Source organism: Streptococcus sp. 210928-DFI.4.42, assembly GCF_020554365.1.
GTDB lineage: Bacteria > Bacillota > Bacilli > Lactobacillales > Streptococcaceae > Streptococcus > Streptococcus parasanguinis_S.
The window spans coordinates 84006-98124 of sequence record NZ_JAJCHF010000001.1 but is presented as its reverse complement, the minus strand read 5'-3'; the positions used below and the strand labels follow the sequence as shown (position 1 = coordinate 98124).

18 protein-coding genes are annotated in these 14119 nt (G+C 42.4%); 13 read left to right on the top strand and 5 right to left on the bottom strand.

What is annotated here, in order from left to right:
* Positions 1 to 179: 179 nt before the first annotated feature.
* The 3 genes from LIZ08_RS00445 to LIZ08_RS00435 are packed head-to-tail and all read right to left on the bottom strand — an operon-like array spanning position 180 to position 2046.
* Positions 180 to 995, bottom strand: coding sequence for a TIGR03943 family putative permease subunit (locus tag LIZ08_RS00445; RefSeq protein ID WP_070466311.1), 816 nt, complete (start codon positions 993 to 995; stop codon positions 180 to 182).
* On the bottom strand, positions 992 to 1897 hold the full coding sequence (locus tag LIZ08_RS00440; protein ID WP_070846006.1) for a permease: 906 nt from the start codon (positions 1895 to 1897) through the stop codon (positions 992 to 994). The genes LIZ08_RS00445 and LIZ08_RS00440 overlap by 4 nt, the downstream gene beginning before the upstream one ends.
* Positions 1897 to 2046, bottom strand: a complete 150-nt coding sequence (locus LIZ08_RS00435; RefSeq protein ID WP_173018773.1) for an SPJ_0845 family protein — start codon at positions 2044 to 2046, stop codon at positions 1897 to 1899. Before LIZ08_RS00435 ends, LIZ08_RS00440 begins: the two co-directional genes overlap by 1 nt.
* Positions 2047 to 2194: 148 nt before the next feature.
* On the opposite strand from LIZ08_RS00435, the gene LIZ08_RS00430 reads away from it, so the two are divergent.
* The 8 genes from LIZ08_RS00430 (at position 2195) to LIZ08_RS00395 (ending at position 8278) form a co-directional block, all read left to right on the top strand.
* Complete coding sequence (locus LIZ08_RS00430; RefSeq protein ID WP_413743224.1) at positions 2195 to 4351, top strand: Tex family protein; 2157 nt, start codon at positions 2195 to 2197, stop codon at positions 4349 to 4351.
* Positions 4338 to 4793, top strand: coding sequence for a SprT family protein (locus tag LIZ08_RS00425; RefSeq protein ID WP_227038018.1), 456 nt, complete (start codon positions 4338 to 4340; stop codon positions 4791 to 4793). The genes LIZ08_RS00430 and LIZ08_RS00425 overlap by 14 nt, the downstream gene beginning before the upstream one ends.
* A gap of 74 nt (positions 4794 to 4867) precedes the next feature.
* Positions 4868 to 5149 (top strand): PspC domain-containing protein, encoded by a 282-nt coding sequence (locus tag LIZ08_RS00420; protein WP_070595071.1) that lies wholly within the window; start codon positions 4868 to 4870, stop codon positions 5147 to 5149.
* A gap of 12 nt (positions 5150 to 5161) precedes the next feature.
* Positions 5162 to 5536 (top strand): hypothetical protein, encoded by a 375-nt coding sequence (locus tag LIZ08_RS00415; RefSeq protein ID WP_070595070.1) that lies wholly within the window; start codon positions 5162 to 5164, stop codon positions 5534 to 5536.
* Positions 5537 to 5706: 170 nt separating this feature from the next.
* The gene (hprK, locus tag LIZ08_RS00410) at positions 5707 to 6639 is read left to right on the top strand and encodes an HPr(Ser) kinase/phosphatase (protein ID WP_021153591.1); all 933 of its coding nucleotides are present in this window, start codon (positions 5707 to 5709) and stop codon (positions 6637 to 6639) included.
* Positions 6636 to 7418 (top strand): prolipoprotein diacylglyceryl transferase, encoded by a 783-nt coding sequence (gene lgt / locus LIZ08_RS00405; protein ID WP_049482776.1) that lies wholly within the window; start codon positions 6636 to 6638, stop codon positions 7416 to 7418. Before hprK ends, lgt begins: the two co-directional genes overlap by 4 nt.
* A 3-nt stretch (positions 7419 to 7421) precedes the next feature.
* On the top strand, positions 7422 to 7805 hold the full coding sequence (locus tag LIZ08_RS00400; protein ID WP_013903891.1) for a DUF948 domain-containing protein: 384 nt from the start codon (positions 7422 to 7424) through the stop codon (positions 7803 to 7805).
* A 14-nt stretch (positions 7806 to 7819) separates the two neighbouring features.
* Complete coding sequence (locus LIZ08_RS00395) at positions 7820 to 8278, top strand: YtxH domain-containing protein (protein WP_003008108.1); 459 nt, start codon at positions 7820 to 7822, stop codon at positions 8276 to 8278.
* 285 nt (positions 8279 to 8563) lie between these two features.
* Here LIZ08_RS00395 and LIZ08_RS00390 read toward each other — a convergent pair whose 3' ends face one another.
* A complete protein-coding gene (locus tag LIZ08_RS00390; protein WP_201088058.1) occupies positions 8564 to 8857 on the bottom strand; it encodes a DUF3270 family protein in 294 nt (97 codons plus the stop codon).
* A gap of 129 nt (positions 8858 to 8986) precedes the next feature.
* On the opposite strand from LIZ08_RS00390, the gene LIZ08_RS00385 reads away from it, so the two are divergent.
* The gene (locus LIZ08_RS00385; RefSeq protein ID WP_049482781.1) at positions 8987 to 9916 is read left to right on the top strand and encodes a peptidase U32 family protein; all 930 of its coding nucleotides are present in this window, start codon (positions 8987 to 8989) and stop codon (positions 9914 to 9916) included.
* Positions 9917 to 10011: 95 nt separating this feature from the next.
* Complete coding sequence (locus LIZ08_RS00380; protein WP_003002878.1) at positions 10012 to 11298, top strand: peptidase U32 family protein; 1287 nt, start codon at positions 10012 to 10014, stop codon at positions 11296 to 11298.
* 15 nt (positions 11299 to 11313) lie between these two features.
* On the opposite strand, the gene LIZ08_RS00375 is transcribed toward LIZ08_RS00380, so the two are convergent.
* Entirely contained in the window at positions 11314 to 11646 is a 333-nt protein-coding gene (locus LIZ08_RS00375; protein WP_227038017.1) for a hypothetical protein, read from the bottom strand.
* Positions 11647 to 11736: 90 nt separating this feature from the next.
* On the opposite strand from LIZ08_RS00375, the gene LIZ08_RS00370 reads away from it, so the two are divergent.
* The 3 genes from LIZ08_RS00370 (at position 11737) to LIZ08_RS00360 (ending at position 13996) form a co-directional block, all read left to right on the top strand.
* A complete protein-coding gene (locus tag LIZ08_RS00370; protein ID WP_003002541.1) occupies positions 11737 to 11949 on the top strand; it encodes a YdbC family protein in 213 nt (70 codons plus the stop codon).
* Positions 11950 to 12109: 160 nt separating this feature from the next.
* The gene (locus LIZ08_RS00365) at positions 12110 to 13252 is read left to right on the top strand and encodes a 5-methyltetrahydropteroyltriglutamate--homocysteine S-methyltransferase (protein WP_227038016.1); all 1143 of its coding nucleotides are present in this window, start codon (positions 12110 to 12112) and stop codon (positions 13250 to 13252) included.
* A 12-nt stretch (positions 13253 to 13264) separates the two neighbouring features.
* On the top strand, positions 13265 to 13996 hold the full coding sequence (locus LIZ08_RS00360) for a cyclase family protein (protein WP_003015569.1): 732 nt from the start codon (positions 13265 to 13267) through the stop codon (positions 13994 to 13996).
* The last annotated feature ends 123 nt before the right edge of the window (positions 13997 to 14119 follow it).

Here is a 14119-nt window from a genome sequence, read left to right as displayed (position 1 = left end):
CCTATTTTATTAACCATATTTTACCATAAAATCTACAAGATTTCTTTGATGGAATCGTTGTTACGAATATTTTCCGGTTGGATTAGGGGATTTGAGAGGAAAGCATAGAAAAAGCTAGAACCAATGTGGATTCTAGCTTGAACAGTTATAAGATGTTTGGATCTACAACGGAAGCTCCATCAGAATACGCGGTAGACATATGGATTGGCCGGTTTCGTAATGGTCTGGCAATCGCTAATGTGGAGGACAGGCAAGCTTTGCTTGAGTTGCTTGTGGTATTCAATGGACAAGGTTCCTTTCGCATGGATCCAGGTATTGTTTTCGAAATGCTGGGGAGCACCGGTTGTTAAGAGACCGTAGACGCCGGAATCTGCGATACAGTGAATGATCCCAAAGCGAAAGATAAATTGGCTGTCCTTGTTATTGGGATCATTGTAAACAAAGCCGGTCAGCTCGATCGTCTTTCCTGCAAATTGGTCAGGATAATCATAAAGTACTTCCATGACTTCCATGTAATTCTCAGTGGTCACCTGGATCACTTTTTTATCAACATATTTCTTTGCCGCCTGCTTCATTTCTGACTCATAGGCTGACTTGGTAAAATAGCTACTAGTATCTGGTTTGAGATACTGGGTTGTTGTCCCTTCGTCCTGCTGGATTTCCTTGGAAGATCCAGCCGCAACCGGGAAGTGGTAGCCTTTGGCAGAAACTGTTTGGGAATCCAGTGTCACTGTAGGGAAAAATAGCCCGACAAACAAAGGAATACAGAGCAAGAAAATACTCGCCACTTTTGCCCAGAAGCCAGAAAGATGACTGTGGATCTTCATCTGCTTGACCCAGATGATCAGCTGCACAAGAGCTAAAACAAAGGACAAGAACATGGAAATATAAGCCAAGTAAGAATAGTGTAAGTTGATGTATTGATTGAGCTTACCAGATAATTGCAGGTACATGGTGAGCTCAAAATAGCCAGCTAATATCAAGAAACGAATCATAGCACCACCCCCACAAACCAAGCATAAAGGAGCACAACTCCACTAACAATTCCGATAAATTGCCAGATAAAACGGGTCTTGAGATAATTTTTCATCATGAGGAGATTTTTGACATCAAGCATAGGCCCAATCACCAAAAAGGCAAGAACCGGCGCTACTCCAAAACTCGTCAGAAGAGAGGATCCAACAAAGGCGTCCGCCTCGCTACAAAGTGAGAGGAGAAAGGACAAGAGCATGAGAAGGAGAATAGCAATAACTGGTGTCGCGCTGATCGAAGTGAGGATCCGTGTTGGGACATAGACTTGGACGAGGCTGGCAAAGAGGCAACCAAATACCAGGTAACGTCCCGTATCAAAGAATTCATCAATGGCTTGTACCAAGACTTGGAAGAGCTTTTGACCTTTGCTCAAGTCCCTAAAATCATGTTCATGTACAGCCTTACGATGTTCTTTTTGGATCGAATCTGTCTGAATAAAACCAAGAAAGATCCCTAGCACCGTTGCGACCAATAAGGAACCAAGGGCGCGGTAGAGGGCCATCTTGACAGAATTCCCAAAGGCTGAGTAGGTCGCAAAGAGAACGATAGGATTGATGACCGGTGCTGTCACCAAAAAGGGAACAGCAGTATAACTTGGAACTTTCTTTTCTAGAAAGCGATTGATAATGGGAACAATCCCACATTCACAGGAAGGAAAGATAAAGCCGATAAAGGTCCCAAAGAAGATCCGCCCAAATTTATTCTTGGGAAGAAAGCGGTAGACCCTCTCGGGGGTGATATAGACCTCAATAATCCCTGAAATGATACTTCCGATTAGGACAAACGGTAGGGCCTCGATAATAATCGAGAGAAAAATAGCCCCAGCCTGCAAGACGCTAGAGGGAAGGTGTTGAAAGAATGTCATTACTTAACCTTCTTTGCTTCTTTAGCTGTAGCAGTTTCTGCCTTCTTTTTTTCTTCAGGAAATTCTACTTTCTTTTCTACATCCGGAAAACTCGCAAAATTTTCAAACATTTTATCAAGATCATCTGTTTTTGAGAATTTAATAGCCATTGTTGGGCCTCCTTTTTATTTTCTTTCATTATAACAAAAAGGAAAGAGCAAGGGGGAAATGGAGCATAAAAGGAAAGAACATGAGGGTCAAAATTATTCTATGAAAAATCCCTGAAACAGAGACCAGAACAGGCGATCTCACCCCTTGATGGCAGCAAAATATGCTATAATAGAAGCTATGGATAAATATGAAAAAATAGCCCAAGAATTGGGTGTTAGCTTAAAACAAATCGATACCGTATTGAGTCTGACCGCAGAAGGCTCAACTATTCCTTTCATTGCTCGCTATCGAAAAGATATGACGGGAAATTTAGATGAAGTAGCGATCAAGGCCATTATTGACCGGGACAAATTGTTAACGGCTCTGGCTGAACGAAAGGAAACCGTCCTTGCTAAGATTGAGGAACAAGGCAAATTGACAGAGGCGCTCAAGCGGGCTATTGAGGCTGCTGAAAAATTAGCGGATGTCGAAGAGCTTTATCTCCCATATAAGGAAAAACGGCGGACCAAGGCGACGATTGCTCGAGAAGCAGGACTTTTTCCTTTGGCACGTCTCATTTTGCAAAATAGTCCAGACTTGGAAGCAGAGGCTCAGAAATTTACCTGTGAGGCCTTCCCAACTGAAACTGCGGCTTTAGCTGGTGCAGTGGATATTCTGGTAGAAGCTATTTCAGAGGATACCCAATTACGGGCCCTCACCTATCAAGAAATTCATGGGCATTCCCTCATGACATCAACCTTGAAGGATGAAAGCTTAGATCCTAAGAGAACCTTTGAAATCTATTATGATTTTTCTGAGAAGATCAAGAGTATGCAAGGCTACCGGACCCTGGCGCTCAATCGTGGGGAAAAATTGGGCGTTCTCAAAGTTGGATTCGAGCATCAACTGGATCGGATCATTCGTATTTTTGAGGCTCGTTTTAAAACGAAAAATGCCTATGTCGATGAAGTTATTCAACAAGCGGTTAAGAAAAAAATCGTTCCTGCGATTGAACGTCGGATTCGGACAGAGTTGACGGAGGTGGCAGAAGACGGAGCCATTCAATTGTTCTCTGAGAATCTACGGAATCTATTGCTCATTCCTCCATTAAAAGGGCGCGTGGTCCTTGGATTTGACCCAGCCTTTCGGACAGGTGCTAAACTAGCCGTTGTCGATGAGACAGGAAAGATGCTTGCCACCCAGGTCATCTATCCAGTTGCTCCTGCAAAACCAGCTCAGATCGAGCAGGCTAAAAAGGAACTGTCTTCCTTGATCAAGGAGTTCGGAGTAGAGATTATTGCAATTGGAAATGGAACAGCTAGCCGTGAAAGTGAGGCCTTTGTCGCAGAAGTGCTCCATGACCATCCAGGAGTTCGCTATGTTATTGTCAATGAAAGCGGAGCCTCTGTCTACTCAGCTAGTGAGTTGGCCCGTCATGAGTTCCCAGAGCTAACCGTTGAAAAACGCTCGGCCATCTCCATTGCCCGTCGCTTGCAAGATCCGCTAGCAGAATTGGTGAAAATCGATGCCAAATCCATCGGTGTCGGTCAATACCAACACGATGTCAATCAGAAAAAACTGACAGAAAGCTTGGATTTCGTGGTAGATACTGTCGTCAACCAAGTTGGGGTCAATATCAATACGGCTAGTCCCTCTCTCTTAGCCCATGTAGCAGGACTCAATAAAACCATCTCTGAAAATATTGTGAAATACCGGGAAGAAGAAGGAATGATTCTTTCACGAGCACAGATTAAAAAAGTCCCTCGTCTCGGCGCCAAGGCTTTCGAGCAAGCGGCTGGATTCTTACGCATTCCTGAAAGTAAAAATATCTTGGACAATACCGGCGTTCACCCTGAAAGTTACAAGGAAGTTGAAAAACTTTTTCAACTTCTTGAAATTACCGACCTCGATGCATCCGCTCATGAAAAATTAAAAGCTGTGAACATAAAGGAGATGTCTACTCAGCTGGATCTGGGACCAGAAACCCTGAAAGATATCATTGCCGATCTCCTAAAACCAGGTCGCGATTTGCGGGATTCCTTTGATGCACCCGTGCTCCGTCAGGATGTCTTGGATATTAAAGACCTCCATATAGGCCAAAAATTAGAAGGGGTTGTGCGCAATGTGGTTGACTTTGGGGCCTTTGTCGATATTGGCATTCACGAAGATGGCTTGATTCATATCTCCCATATGAGCAAGCAGTTTATCAAGCATCCAAGCCAGGTCGTCTCAGTAGGTGATTTGGTAACCGTCTGGGTGAAGAAGATTGATGTGGAACGCGAAAAAGTCAATCTCAGTTTGGTAGCTCCGAATGAATCTGACTGAGTATGTACGCCAGGTATCTCTGGAAGATTTTGGTAGGGAATTCCGCCATCAAGCAGTGTGGAATCCGCGTCTGCAAACCACAGGAGGCCGTTTCTTTCCTAAGGATCGGCATCTTGATTTCAACCCCAAGATTTACCAGACTTTCGGATTAGAGACCTTTCGGAAAATCGTCCGCCATGAGCTCTGCCATTACCATCTTTACGATCAAGGAAAAGGCTATCGCCACAAAGATCCAGCCTTTAAACAGCTCCTTCAGCAAGTGGATGGACTTCGATTCACACCACCTCTACCAGAAAAGAGTGGACGAGTCAAGCGGATCTATTTCTATCAATGTCCTCACTGTGGTCAAGAGTATAGGCGAAAGCGAAAAATCGATCTGAAGAAATATGCTTGCGGTCGCTGTCACGGTCGTCTTCAATTCCTTGAAATGAGACAGGAATGAGAATCGGTCTTTAGGCGGATCTCTTTCTAGTTAGACTCTGCTAAAATAGGTCTAACTAGAAAGAGGAAAATCAAATGACATCATCATTTTACAAATCAAAACGCCACCGCCTGGTTTCAGGTGTGCTAGCTGGCCTAGCTGATAAATTTGGTCTGAGTGTAACTCTCCTACGCTTCTTGTTTATTCTTTTTACGGTTTCTCATGCCTTTATCGGTGTGATTATCTATTTACTGTTAGATACGACCTTGCCTTATAAGGACGAGGAGGAGCAGGAAATGTTTGACTATGGCCCTCGACCTCGTCGGAGAAAAGAGGCCGAACCCATTCATGATCAGAATGATAGTCCGTTTTTCTAAAAGGAGATCCGGGTGAAGCAGAAGTTCTATTACCTTGCTTTTATTCTATATCTCTTCTTCAGTTTTATAGGACAGTTTTTCATTTTAAATCGTGTTTTTGGAGAAGAAGTTGGAACAGTTTTTATCGGAATGCTCCTTTTTCCACTGGGCATTTGGAATAGTCTCTTCTACCTCTTGTTTCTGACAACAGAAAGGGCAAGAGAGCCACAAATTTATCGGTTTTCGATTTTATTTCTGCCGATGTTGTACCTGGTTTTGTCCTTGTTGGGGGGAGGACCTACCGCCTTTATGCTCGGCTTGATCGCATTTCCTTCAAATGCGGTGGTCTATGCTGTCTCGACTGGAATCAAATCCATGATTAAAGATTTCTTGCAAGGCCAAGGCTAGAGCATTCTTCATATGTTCCCATCATTTCCTAGAGGTTGGAGACCTTTGTCTTGGCCTCTTTTTGCTTATTAAAAAAGAGTTTAAAATGGATCTTTCAAATGACACTTCAGTCTCTCGTCTGAAGAGAAAATCTGCTATAATAGAGAGAGAATTTGAAAAGGGAGAATGATATGGCAGTTACTGTTCGCGATCTACAGGAAAAGCTTCGTCTATCGGTTGTTTATGGGGATGATAAACTCTTAAGCAAGGAAATTACGACTGCGGATATTTCACGTCCAGGTCTTGAAATGACGGGCTATTTCGACTATTACACACCTGAGCGGATTCAGCTTGTAGGAATGAAAGAATGGTCCTACCTGGTGAAGATGAGCTCTCACAACCGTCATCAGGTCCTGCGCAAGATGTTCCAGCCAGAGACACCTGTCATCATTGTCGCGCGGAATTTAGAAATTCCAGAAGAAATGTTGCGTGCTGCGGAAGAGAAGCAACTAGCCATTTTAAAGAGCAATGTTGCAACGAGTCGTTTATCTGGAGAGCTTTCTAGCTATTTGGATAGTCGGCTAGCAGAACGTACGAGTGTACACGGTGTCTTGATGGATATTTATGGGATGGGTGTCTTGATTCAAGGAGATAGCGGAATCGGAAAAAGTGAGACAGGTTTGGAACTTGTCAAGCGGGGTCACCGCCTCGTAGCAGATGACCGAGTCGATATCTATGCGAGAGACGAGATGACCCTTTGGGGAGAGCCAGCTGAAATCCTACGCCACTTACTAGAGATCCGTGGTGTCGGGATTATCGATGTCATGAGTCTCTACGGTGCAAGTGCTGTCAAGGATTCTTCACAAGTCCAAATCGCCGTTTACTTGGAAAATTATGCTAAGGATCAAGTTTATGATCGTCTTGGTAATAATGCAGAAGAGTTGGAAATCGGTGGTGTGACCATTCCTCGGATCCGCATCCCTGTGAAGACTGGTCGGAACATTTCGGTCGTGATCGAAGCCGCAGCGATGAATGTTCGGGCCAAAGAAATGGGCTATGATGCTACCAAAACTTTTGAAGAACGTTTGTCCCAGTTGATTAGTCAAAATGAGGTGAAGGAATGAATCCAGTAGCCCTTCAATTAGGTCCGATCAGTATTCGTTGGTATGCGATTTGTATTGTCTCTGGCTTAATTCTAGCCGTTTATCTTTCCATGAAAGAAGCGCCCCGTAAGAAAATTGATCCAGATGATATCATTGATTTCATTTTGATCGCTTTTCCGCTTGCGATTGTGGGTGCCCGACTCTATTACGTTATTTTTGAATGGGGCTATTATAGCCAGCATCTTGGTGAGATTTTCGCCATCTGGAACGGAGGAATCGCGATTTATGGTGGCCTCTTGACAGGTGCCCTTGTCCTCTATCTATTCTCTCGTAGACGCTTGATTGAGCCAATTGATTTCTTAGATATTGCGGCCCCAAGCGTCATGATTGCACAGAGTATTGGACGCTGGGGAAACTTCTTTAACCAGGAAGCTTATGGAGCTGCTGTCAAAAGTCTCAACTACCTACCCTCTTTTATTCGAGATCAAATGTATATAGACGGCAGTTATCGTCAACCAACCTTCTTATATGAATCCAGTTGGAATCTGCTAGGATTTCTCTTGATCTTGATTCTTCGTAGGAAGCCACAATTTTTGCGACAAGGTGAGATCACAGCCTTTTACCTTATCTGGTATGGTTTTGGTCGGATGATCATCGAAGGAATGCGGACAGATAGCCTGATGTTTGCGGGCTTACGTGTTTCCCAGTGGTTGTCGATGATCCTGATTCTAGTTGGACTCGCCATCATCATCTATCAACGTCGCAAAAAAGCCCCTTATTATGTAGAAGCAAAGGAGTAATATATGTTTATTGAAATTGCCTACGGTCTCTTAGGCCTTGCCTTAGTAGCACTTGTCATTTATATGATTTTTTTCCTCTCAAAGATTGGAAAAGTTGTAGATGAGACGCAAAAAACCATCCAAGTTTTGACATCAGATGTCAATGTCACCTTGCATCAGACCAATGATCTATTGGCAAAAGTCAATGTTTTAACGGATGATTTGAATCAAAAAGTTGCAACGATTGACCCACTCTTTACAGCCGTGGCGGATCTTTCAGAGTCTGTTTCAGATTTGAATGATCAAGCCCGTCAATTGAGTGTCAAAGCTGTATCAGCTGGTGGAAAAACAGTGAAAGCCTCTATCGGATTAAAAGCGATTAAGATGGCTTCAAAATTATTTAAATAGAATCGAGGAAGAATATGGGACGTTTATCTAGTTTATTAATTGGTGTGATTTCAGGTGCTTCAGCAGCCTACTATTTATCAACAGAGCAAGGAAAGAAAGTCACTAAAAAAGTGGTGCGCTTCGTAAAAGATTATCAAGAAGATCCTCAAGAAGTACATGAATCGGTGAAACAAACTGCTAAGGATGTTTCCAAACAAGCAGCAGAAGTGATCCAACAAACCAAAGAAAAAGTTGGTTCTGGAGAAATTACGACAGGAACTGTTTTGGAATCTGTCAAAGAAAAGACGCAAGATGTAGTTGAAAAATCTCAAGAAGTCTATCACTCATTTAAGGATAAACTTCAAAAAGAAAATCTAAGTGGCAATGACTTGGTTCAATCCATTCGCAAACAAACAGAATCAGAAGACATCGTGTTAGAGTTGGATGAAAAAGATTCTAAAGAAGCAGCCGAAGAAGAAACAAAAGAAGTATAAAAAAGAGAGTGGGACAGAAATCGGTAATTCGTTAGAATTCGATTTCGTCGTCCCACCTCCGCACAGTTGAGTAGGGCTGTAAAAGCTGATGAAATCAGCGTAGTAGAGCCCACTCAACCACTGCGTCTTGCTCAACAATCAAAAAACAAATGAGAGGCTAGGACTTTTGTCCCAGTCTCTTTTTATGGAAGGTAAGATAGCAATTGGCAGTTAAGTTTTGTCTTCCAATTGTTATTCCAATTAAAAAAATTCGAGGAAAATAAAAGAATCAGGCGAACCTGATTTTTATTTTTTTCGTTTATTGTAGTAAATTCGGAACCCTTGAATACTAGCAAAGCTAGAACCAATCGCTAAAGCAAACGCAAAGAAGGTATTCATTTTTGTTGCTAAAAAGATAAAACTAAATACAACCGTCAACACACAGAAAACAGCGATATTTAAAAAATATAGCAATTCACTTAATTGAGGTGCGGGTTCAACTTCAGGAGCATAGTCCTGAATAGGGGTTTCTTGGGTTTGTTTAGTTAATTCGATATAATCGAATTCTTCTTCATAGTGTCTTAAATTTCTTACGGGCATTTTCTCTCTCCTAACAGTACTCTATTATTCTATCATGAATTCAGGTATATAAATGTTACAAAAATGTTACAAATTTTACAAAATAAATAAATTTTTCTAGAATATCGGAATTTTTGTTATAATGGTTCTATGAAAAATATTATTATTACAGCAACAGCAGAGAGTGTTGAGCAAGCGCAAGCCCTGATTGATGCAGGGGTTGACCGAATCTATGTCGGTGAAAAAGATTACGGATTACGATTGCCTCAAACTTTAAGCTATGACGAAATAAATCGAATTGCCCAACTGGTCCATGCTGCTGGCAAAGAATTGACAGTAGCTGTAAATGCACTGATGCACCAATCGATGATGGATTCAATCAAGCCTTTCCTAGATTTTCTAAAGGAAATTCAGGCTGATTATATTACTGTCGGAGATGCGGGCGTTTTTTATGTCTTGAAACGAGATGGCTATCCATTCAAAACGATTTACGATGCCTCAACCATGGTCACTTCTAGCCGCCAGATCAATTTCTGGGGAAAACAAGCAGGGGCTTCTGAAGCTGTTTTGGCTCGTGAGATTCCGTCTGCCGAATTATTCGTAATGGCTGAGAATCTTCAGATTCCAGCAGAAGTCTTGGTCTATGGCGCTAGCATTATTCACCATTCGAAACGACCTCTTCTTCAGAATTATTACAACTTTATCAAGACAGAAGAATCTGTGACCAAAGATCGCGATCTGTTCTTAGCAGAACCAGGAGATCCCAATTCTCATTATTCAGTCTACGAGGACAAACATGGAACCCATATCTTCTCAAATAATGACTTGAATATGATGACCAAATTGTCTGAGTTGGTAGAACATGGCTTTGATCATTGGAAACTCGATGGTGTCTACTGTCCGGGTGAAAACTTTGTCAAGATTACAGAGTACTTTGTCAAGGCCCGTGATTTGATTCAAAATGGAACATTTACACAGGATCAAGCCTATCTGTTTGATGAAGAAATCCGCAAATTGCATCCAGCCAATCGTGGTTTGGATACTGGTTTCTATGATTATGAACCAGATCGTGTAAAATAATAAAAAAACTAGGGCTTCTTCGTTTGTGAGTTTTCCTTTTTCAGGGAACGAAGAGGCTATTCATCATATCGACAATCTTGTAAATTGGAGAAAACATGACAAATACAAAAAAACGTCCAGAGGTCTTGGTACCTGCTGGAACATTAGAAAAATTAAAAGTTGCCGTTAATTATGGGGCAGACGCTGTGTTCGTTGGTGGACAAGCCTATGGTTTGCGTAGCCGTGCTGGAAACTTCACCATGGATGAGCTTCGTGAAGGAATCGAGTATGCGCATGCACGTGGCGTAGATGTACACGTGGCTTCGAACATGGTAACCCATGAGGGAAATGAACAAGGGGCTGGTGAGTGGTTCCGCGAATTGCGGGATATGGGCCTTGATGCCGTGATCGTCTCAGACCCGGCCTTGATTGAAATCTGTGCAACCTATGCACCTGGACTCAATATTCACTTGTCTACGCAAGCTTCTGCAACCAATGTGGAGACCTTCCATTTCTGGAAAGAATATGGCTTGACCCGTGTTGTCTTGGCCCGTGAGGTATCCATGGAAGAGTTGGCAGAGATCCGTAAGCGTACCGATCTTGAGATCGAAGCCTTCGTTCATGGAGCCATGTGTATTTCTTATTCCGGACGTTGTACCCTTTCTAACCACATGTCTGACCGGGATGCCAACCGTGGTGGTTGTTCTCAATCTTGTCGTTGGAAATACGATCTCTACGATATGCCATTTGGCCAAGAACGCAAGAGTATCAAAGGGCAAGTCCCAGAAGAATACTCTATGTCAGCCGTGGACATGTGTATGATCGAAAATATTCCAGACATGATTGATAATGGGGTTGATAGCTTGAAGATTGAAGGACGGATGAAATCTGTCCATTATGTATCAACTGTTGCCAACTGTTACAAGGCAGCTTGTGATGCCTATATGGAAAGTCCAGAAGCCTTTTATGCCATCAAGGATGATTTGATCAATGAATTGTGGAAGGTTGCTCAACGTGAATTGGCGACTGGATTCTACTACCAAACACCGACTGAAAATGAACAATTGTTTGGGGCACGTCGTAAGATTCCTCAATACAAATTTGTAGGAGAAGTGGTGGACTTTGATCCATCTACCATGACTGCGACGATTCGCCAACGGAATGTCATCAATGAAGGCGACCAAGTGGAATTCTACGGACCAGGCTTCCGTCATTTTGAATGCCAGATCCAAGACTTGCATGATAAGGATGGAGTGAAGATTGATCGCGCACCAAATCCGATGGAGCTTCTCACGATCACTGTCCCACAAGAAGTCAAGCCAGGAGATATGATTCGTTCTTGCCAGGAAGGTTTAATCAATCTCTACTCAAAAGATGGGGCAAGTAAAACTGTTCGAGTATAACAAAAAAAGAGAGGGTTAAACCTCTCCTTTTTGTTGGGCGATGCGAATATTATTGGGGACCAAACTGATTTTCTGGATCTCAGAAATCCGAATAATCGTGGACATACTCTTTTTAAAATTTTTCACGATTAGTTGTCGGCGTTCTTGGTCATACTTGACAATATCGCCTGTAAAACTCTTATTTGAAAAAATAACATGTACCCCTTGTTTTTTTCGCAATGCTTGTTGAATGATTTCAATAATTCCCTCATCTTCTAATGGGGCAGGGGTACTGACTTTTCCATTGAAAAATTCATTTGCTCGGTCTTTAACGATCTCGAGAAATTTTTTCATAGCTAAATTCTCCATAACTTGATACAATATATTATAGATAATTTCAACGATTTTGTAAATGATTTACGAATATTAGAGATGAGAAGGCAAGAAAGGAGTCGTGAAATGGCAGAATTTTCATTCCAAATCGAAGAACATTTATTGGTCTTGTCAGAAAATGACAAGGGTTGGACCAAAGAATTAAACCGTGTGAGTTTTAATGGTGCTCCTGCTAAGTATGATATCCGGACCTGGAGTCCCGACCATACAAAGATGGGAAAAGGCATTACACTCACGAACGAAGAGTTTCAAGTCATGCTCGATGCATTTAAAAATTAAGAAAAGAGGTCCTTCAAGGACTTCTTTTTTGTTATAGCCTAAGGCTATATAGATGTCAAAGATATTAGATTATCCTAAACCCTTGTTTATCAAGTTTTAGACTGCTATAATGGTTGCATTGATGAATTAATGTAAAACTTATAGGAAAGAGGGAATCATATTGACATATACACATGCACCTTATCGTGTAGACCATGTTGGTTCATTTCTTCGTCCAGCCGCTTTGGTTCAGGCTCGTGAAGATTTCGCAGCTAGAAAAATCAGTCAGGCTGACTTAACAAAAGTAGAAGATCAGGCTATTCGTGACTTAGTTGAAAAGGAAATTGCTGCTGGTCTGAAGTCAGTAACAGATGGAGAATTCCGCCGTGCTTATTGGCATTTGGATTTCTTCTGGGGCTTTGGTGGCATTGATCATGTCCAAGCTGCTCAAGGTTATCAATTCCATGATGAAACAACCAAGGCGGACTCAGCACTTGTCGTTGGAAAAATCACAGGAGCCAATCATCCATTTGTAGAGCATTACAAGTTCTTGAGGGATCTTGTGGCAGATGTAGATGGTGTAGAGGCTAAATATACCATCCCAGCACCTGCGCAATTCTATTTTGAATTGATCCGTGATGCAGAACATGTAGAACAATTGAATACCATCTATCCTGATTTTGCGGCTGTTCGTGAAGACATCAAGCAAGCCTATCTTCAAGTGATTCAAGATTTGTATGATGCAGGACTTCGGACCCTTCAAGTAGATGACTGTACGTGGGGTGTCTTGGTAGATGATAATTTCTTGACGGCTTGGGGAGCAGCTCAAGGCAAGTCAAAAGATGAGGTTCGCCGAGAACTCGCTGATCTCTTCTTGACCTTTAACAACGATGTCTACCAAAATGTTCCAGCTGGTTTGACCGTCAATACGCACGTTTGTCGTGGGAACTTCCATTCTACTTGGGCTTCATCAGGTGGCTATGCGCCGATTGCAAAAGAACTCCTTGGAGAAGAAGCCGTCAATGCTTACTTCCTAGAGTTTAATACTGATCGGGCTGGTGGTTTTGAACCACTTGCGGAAGTAACCCCTGGAAAAGGAGTGGTATTAGGCCTCTTGACATCTAAGAGTGGTCAACTGGAGAACAAGTACGAAGTGATTGCTCGTATTAAAGAAGCGAGTCAGTATGTACCGTTGGAAAATCTATACCTATCTACTCAGTGTGGCTTTGCTTCGACAGAAGAAGGAAACATTTTGACAGAAGAAGACCAATGGAAAAAAATCGGTTTGATTAAGGAAATTGTCGCTGAAGTTTGGGGCGAATAAGGAGGAAGAAACATGTCAGATTTACTAAGTATTTATAAAGAATTGCAAGCTAAAAAATGGGTGGACTTGAGCCACCAAATCAATGCGGAAAGTCCACACTTCCCAGCCCTTCCTGCCTTGCAGCAAGAAGATCTTTTCACATTAAAAGATGGTTTCCATGTTCAAAAATTTACAGTGGTTGGTCAATACGGAACGCATATTGATGCGCCGATTCACTTTGTAGAAGGGGGTCGTTGGTTGGATGAGATTGACCTCAAAGATCTCCTCTTGCCACTCTATGTTATCGACAAGTCTAAAGAAGTTGCAGCCAATCCAAACTTTATCTTGAGCAAACAAGATATCTTAGACTTTGAGGCAGAGCATGGACAAATTGCTGAGGGTGCTTTTGTTGCCTTCCGAAGTGATTGGTCAAAACGTTGGCCAGATCAAGATGCTATGCGCAATCTTGATGAAAATGGGGTTCAACAAAGTCCAGGATGGAGCCGTGAAGCCTTGGAATTCTTGATTCATGAACGCCATGTTAAGGCTGTGGGTCATGAAACCTTCGATACAGATGCAGGTATTCCAGCAGCAGAGCATGGCTTGGTCAATGAATACTACCTCTTGGAACAAAATATCTACCAAGTTGAAGTCTTGAACCAATTGGACCAAGTTCCAGCTGTAGGTGCTTTGATTTCGATTGCTTTCCCTCACTGGGACAAGGCAACTGGTTCACCTGTCCGTGCCATTGCCATCTTACCATAAACAAAGAAAAAGAGGCTGGGACAAAAGTCCTAGCCTCTCAATTGTTTTTTGATTGTAGGGCAAGACGCAGTGGTTGAGTGGGCTCTACTACGCTGATTTTATCAGCTTTTACAGCCCTACTCA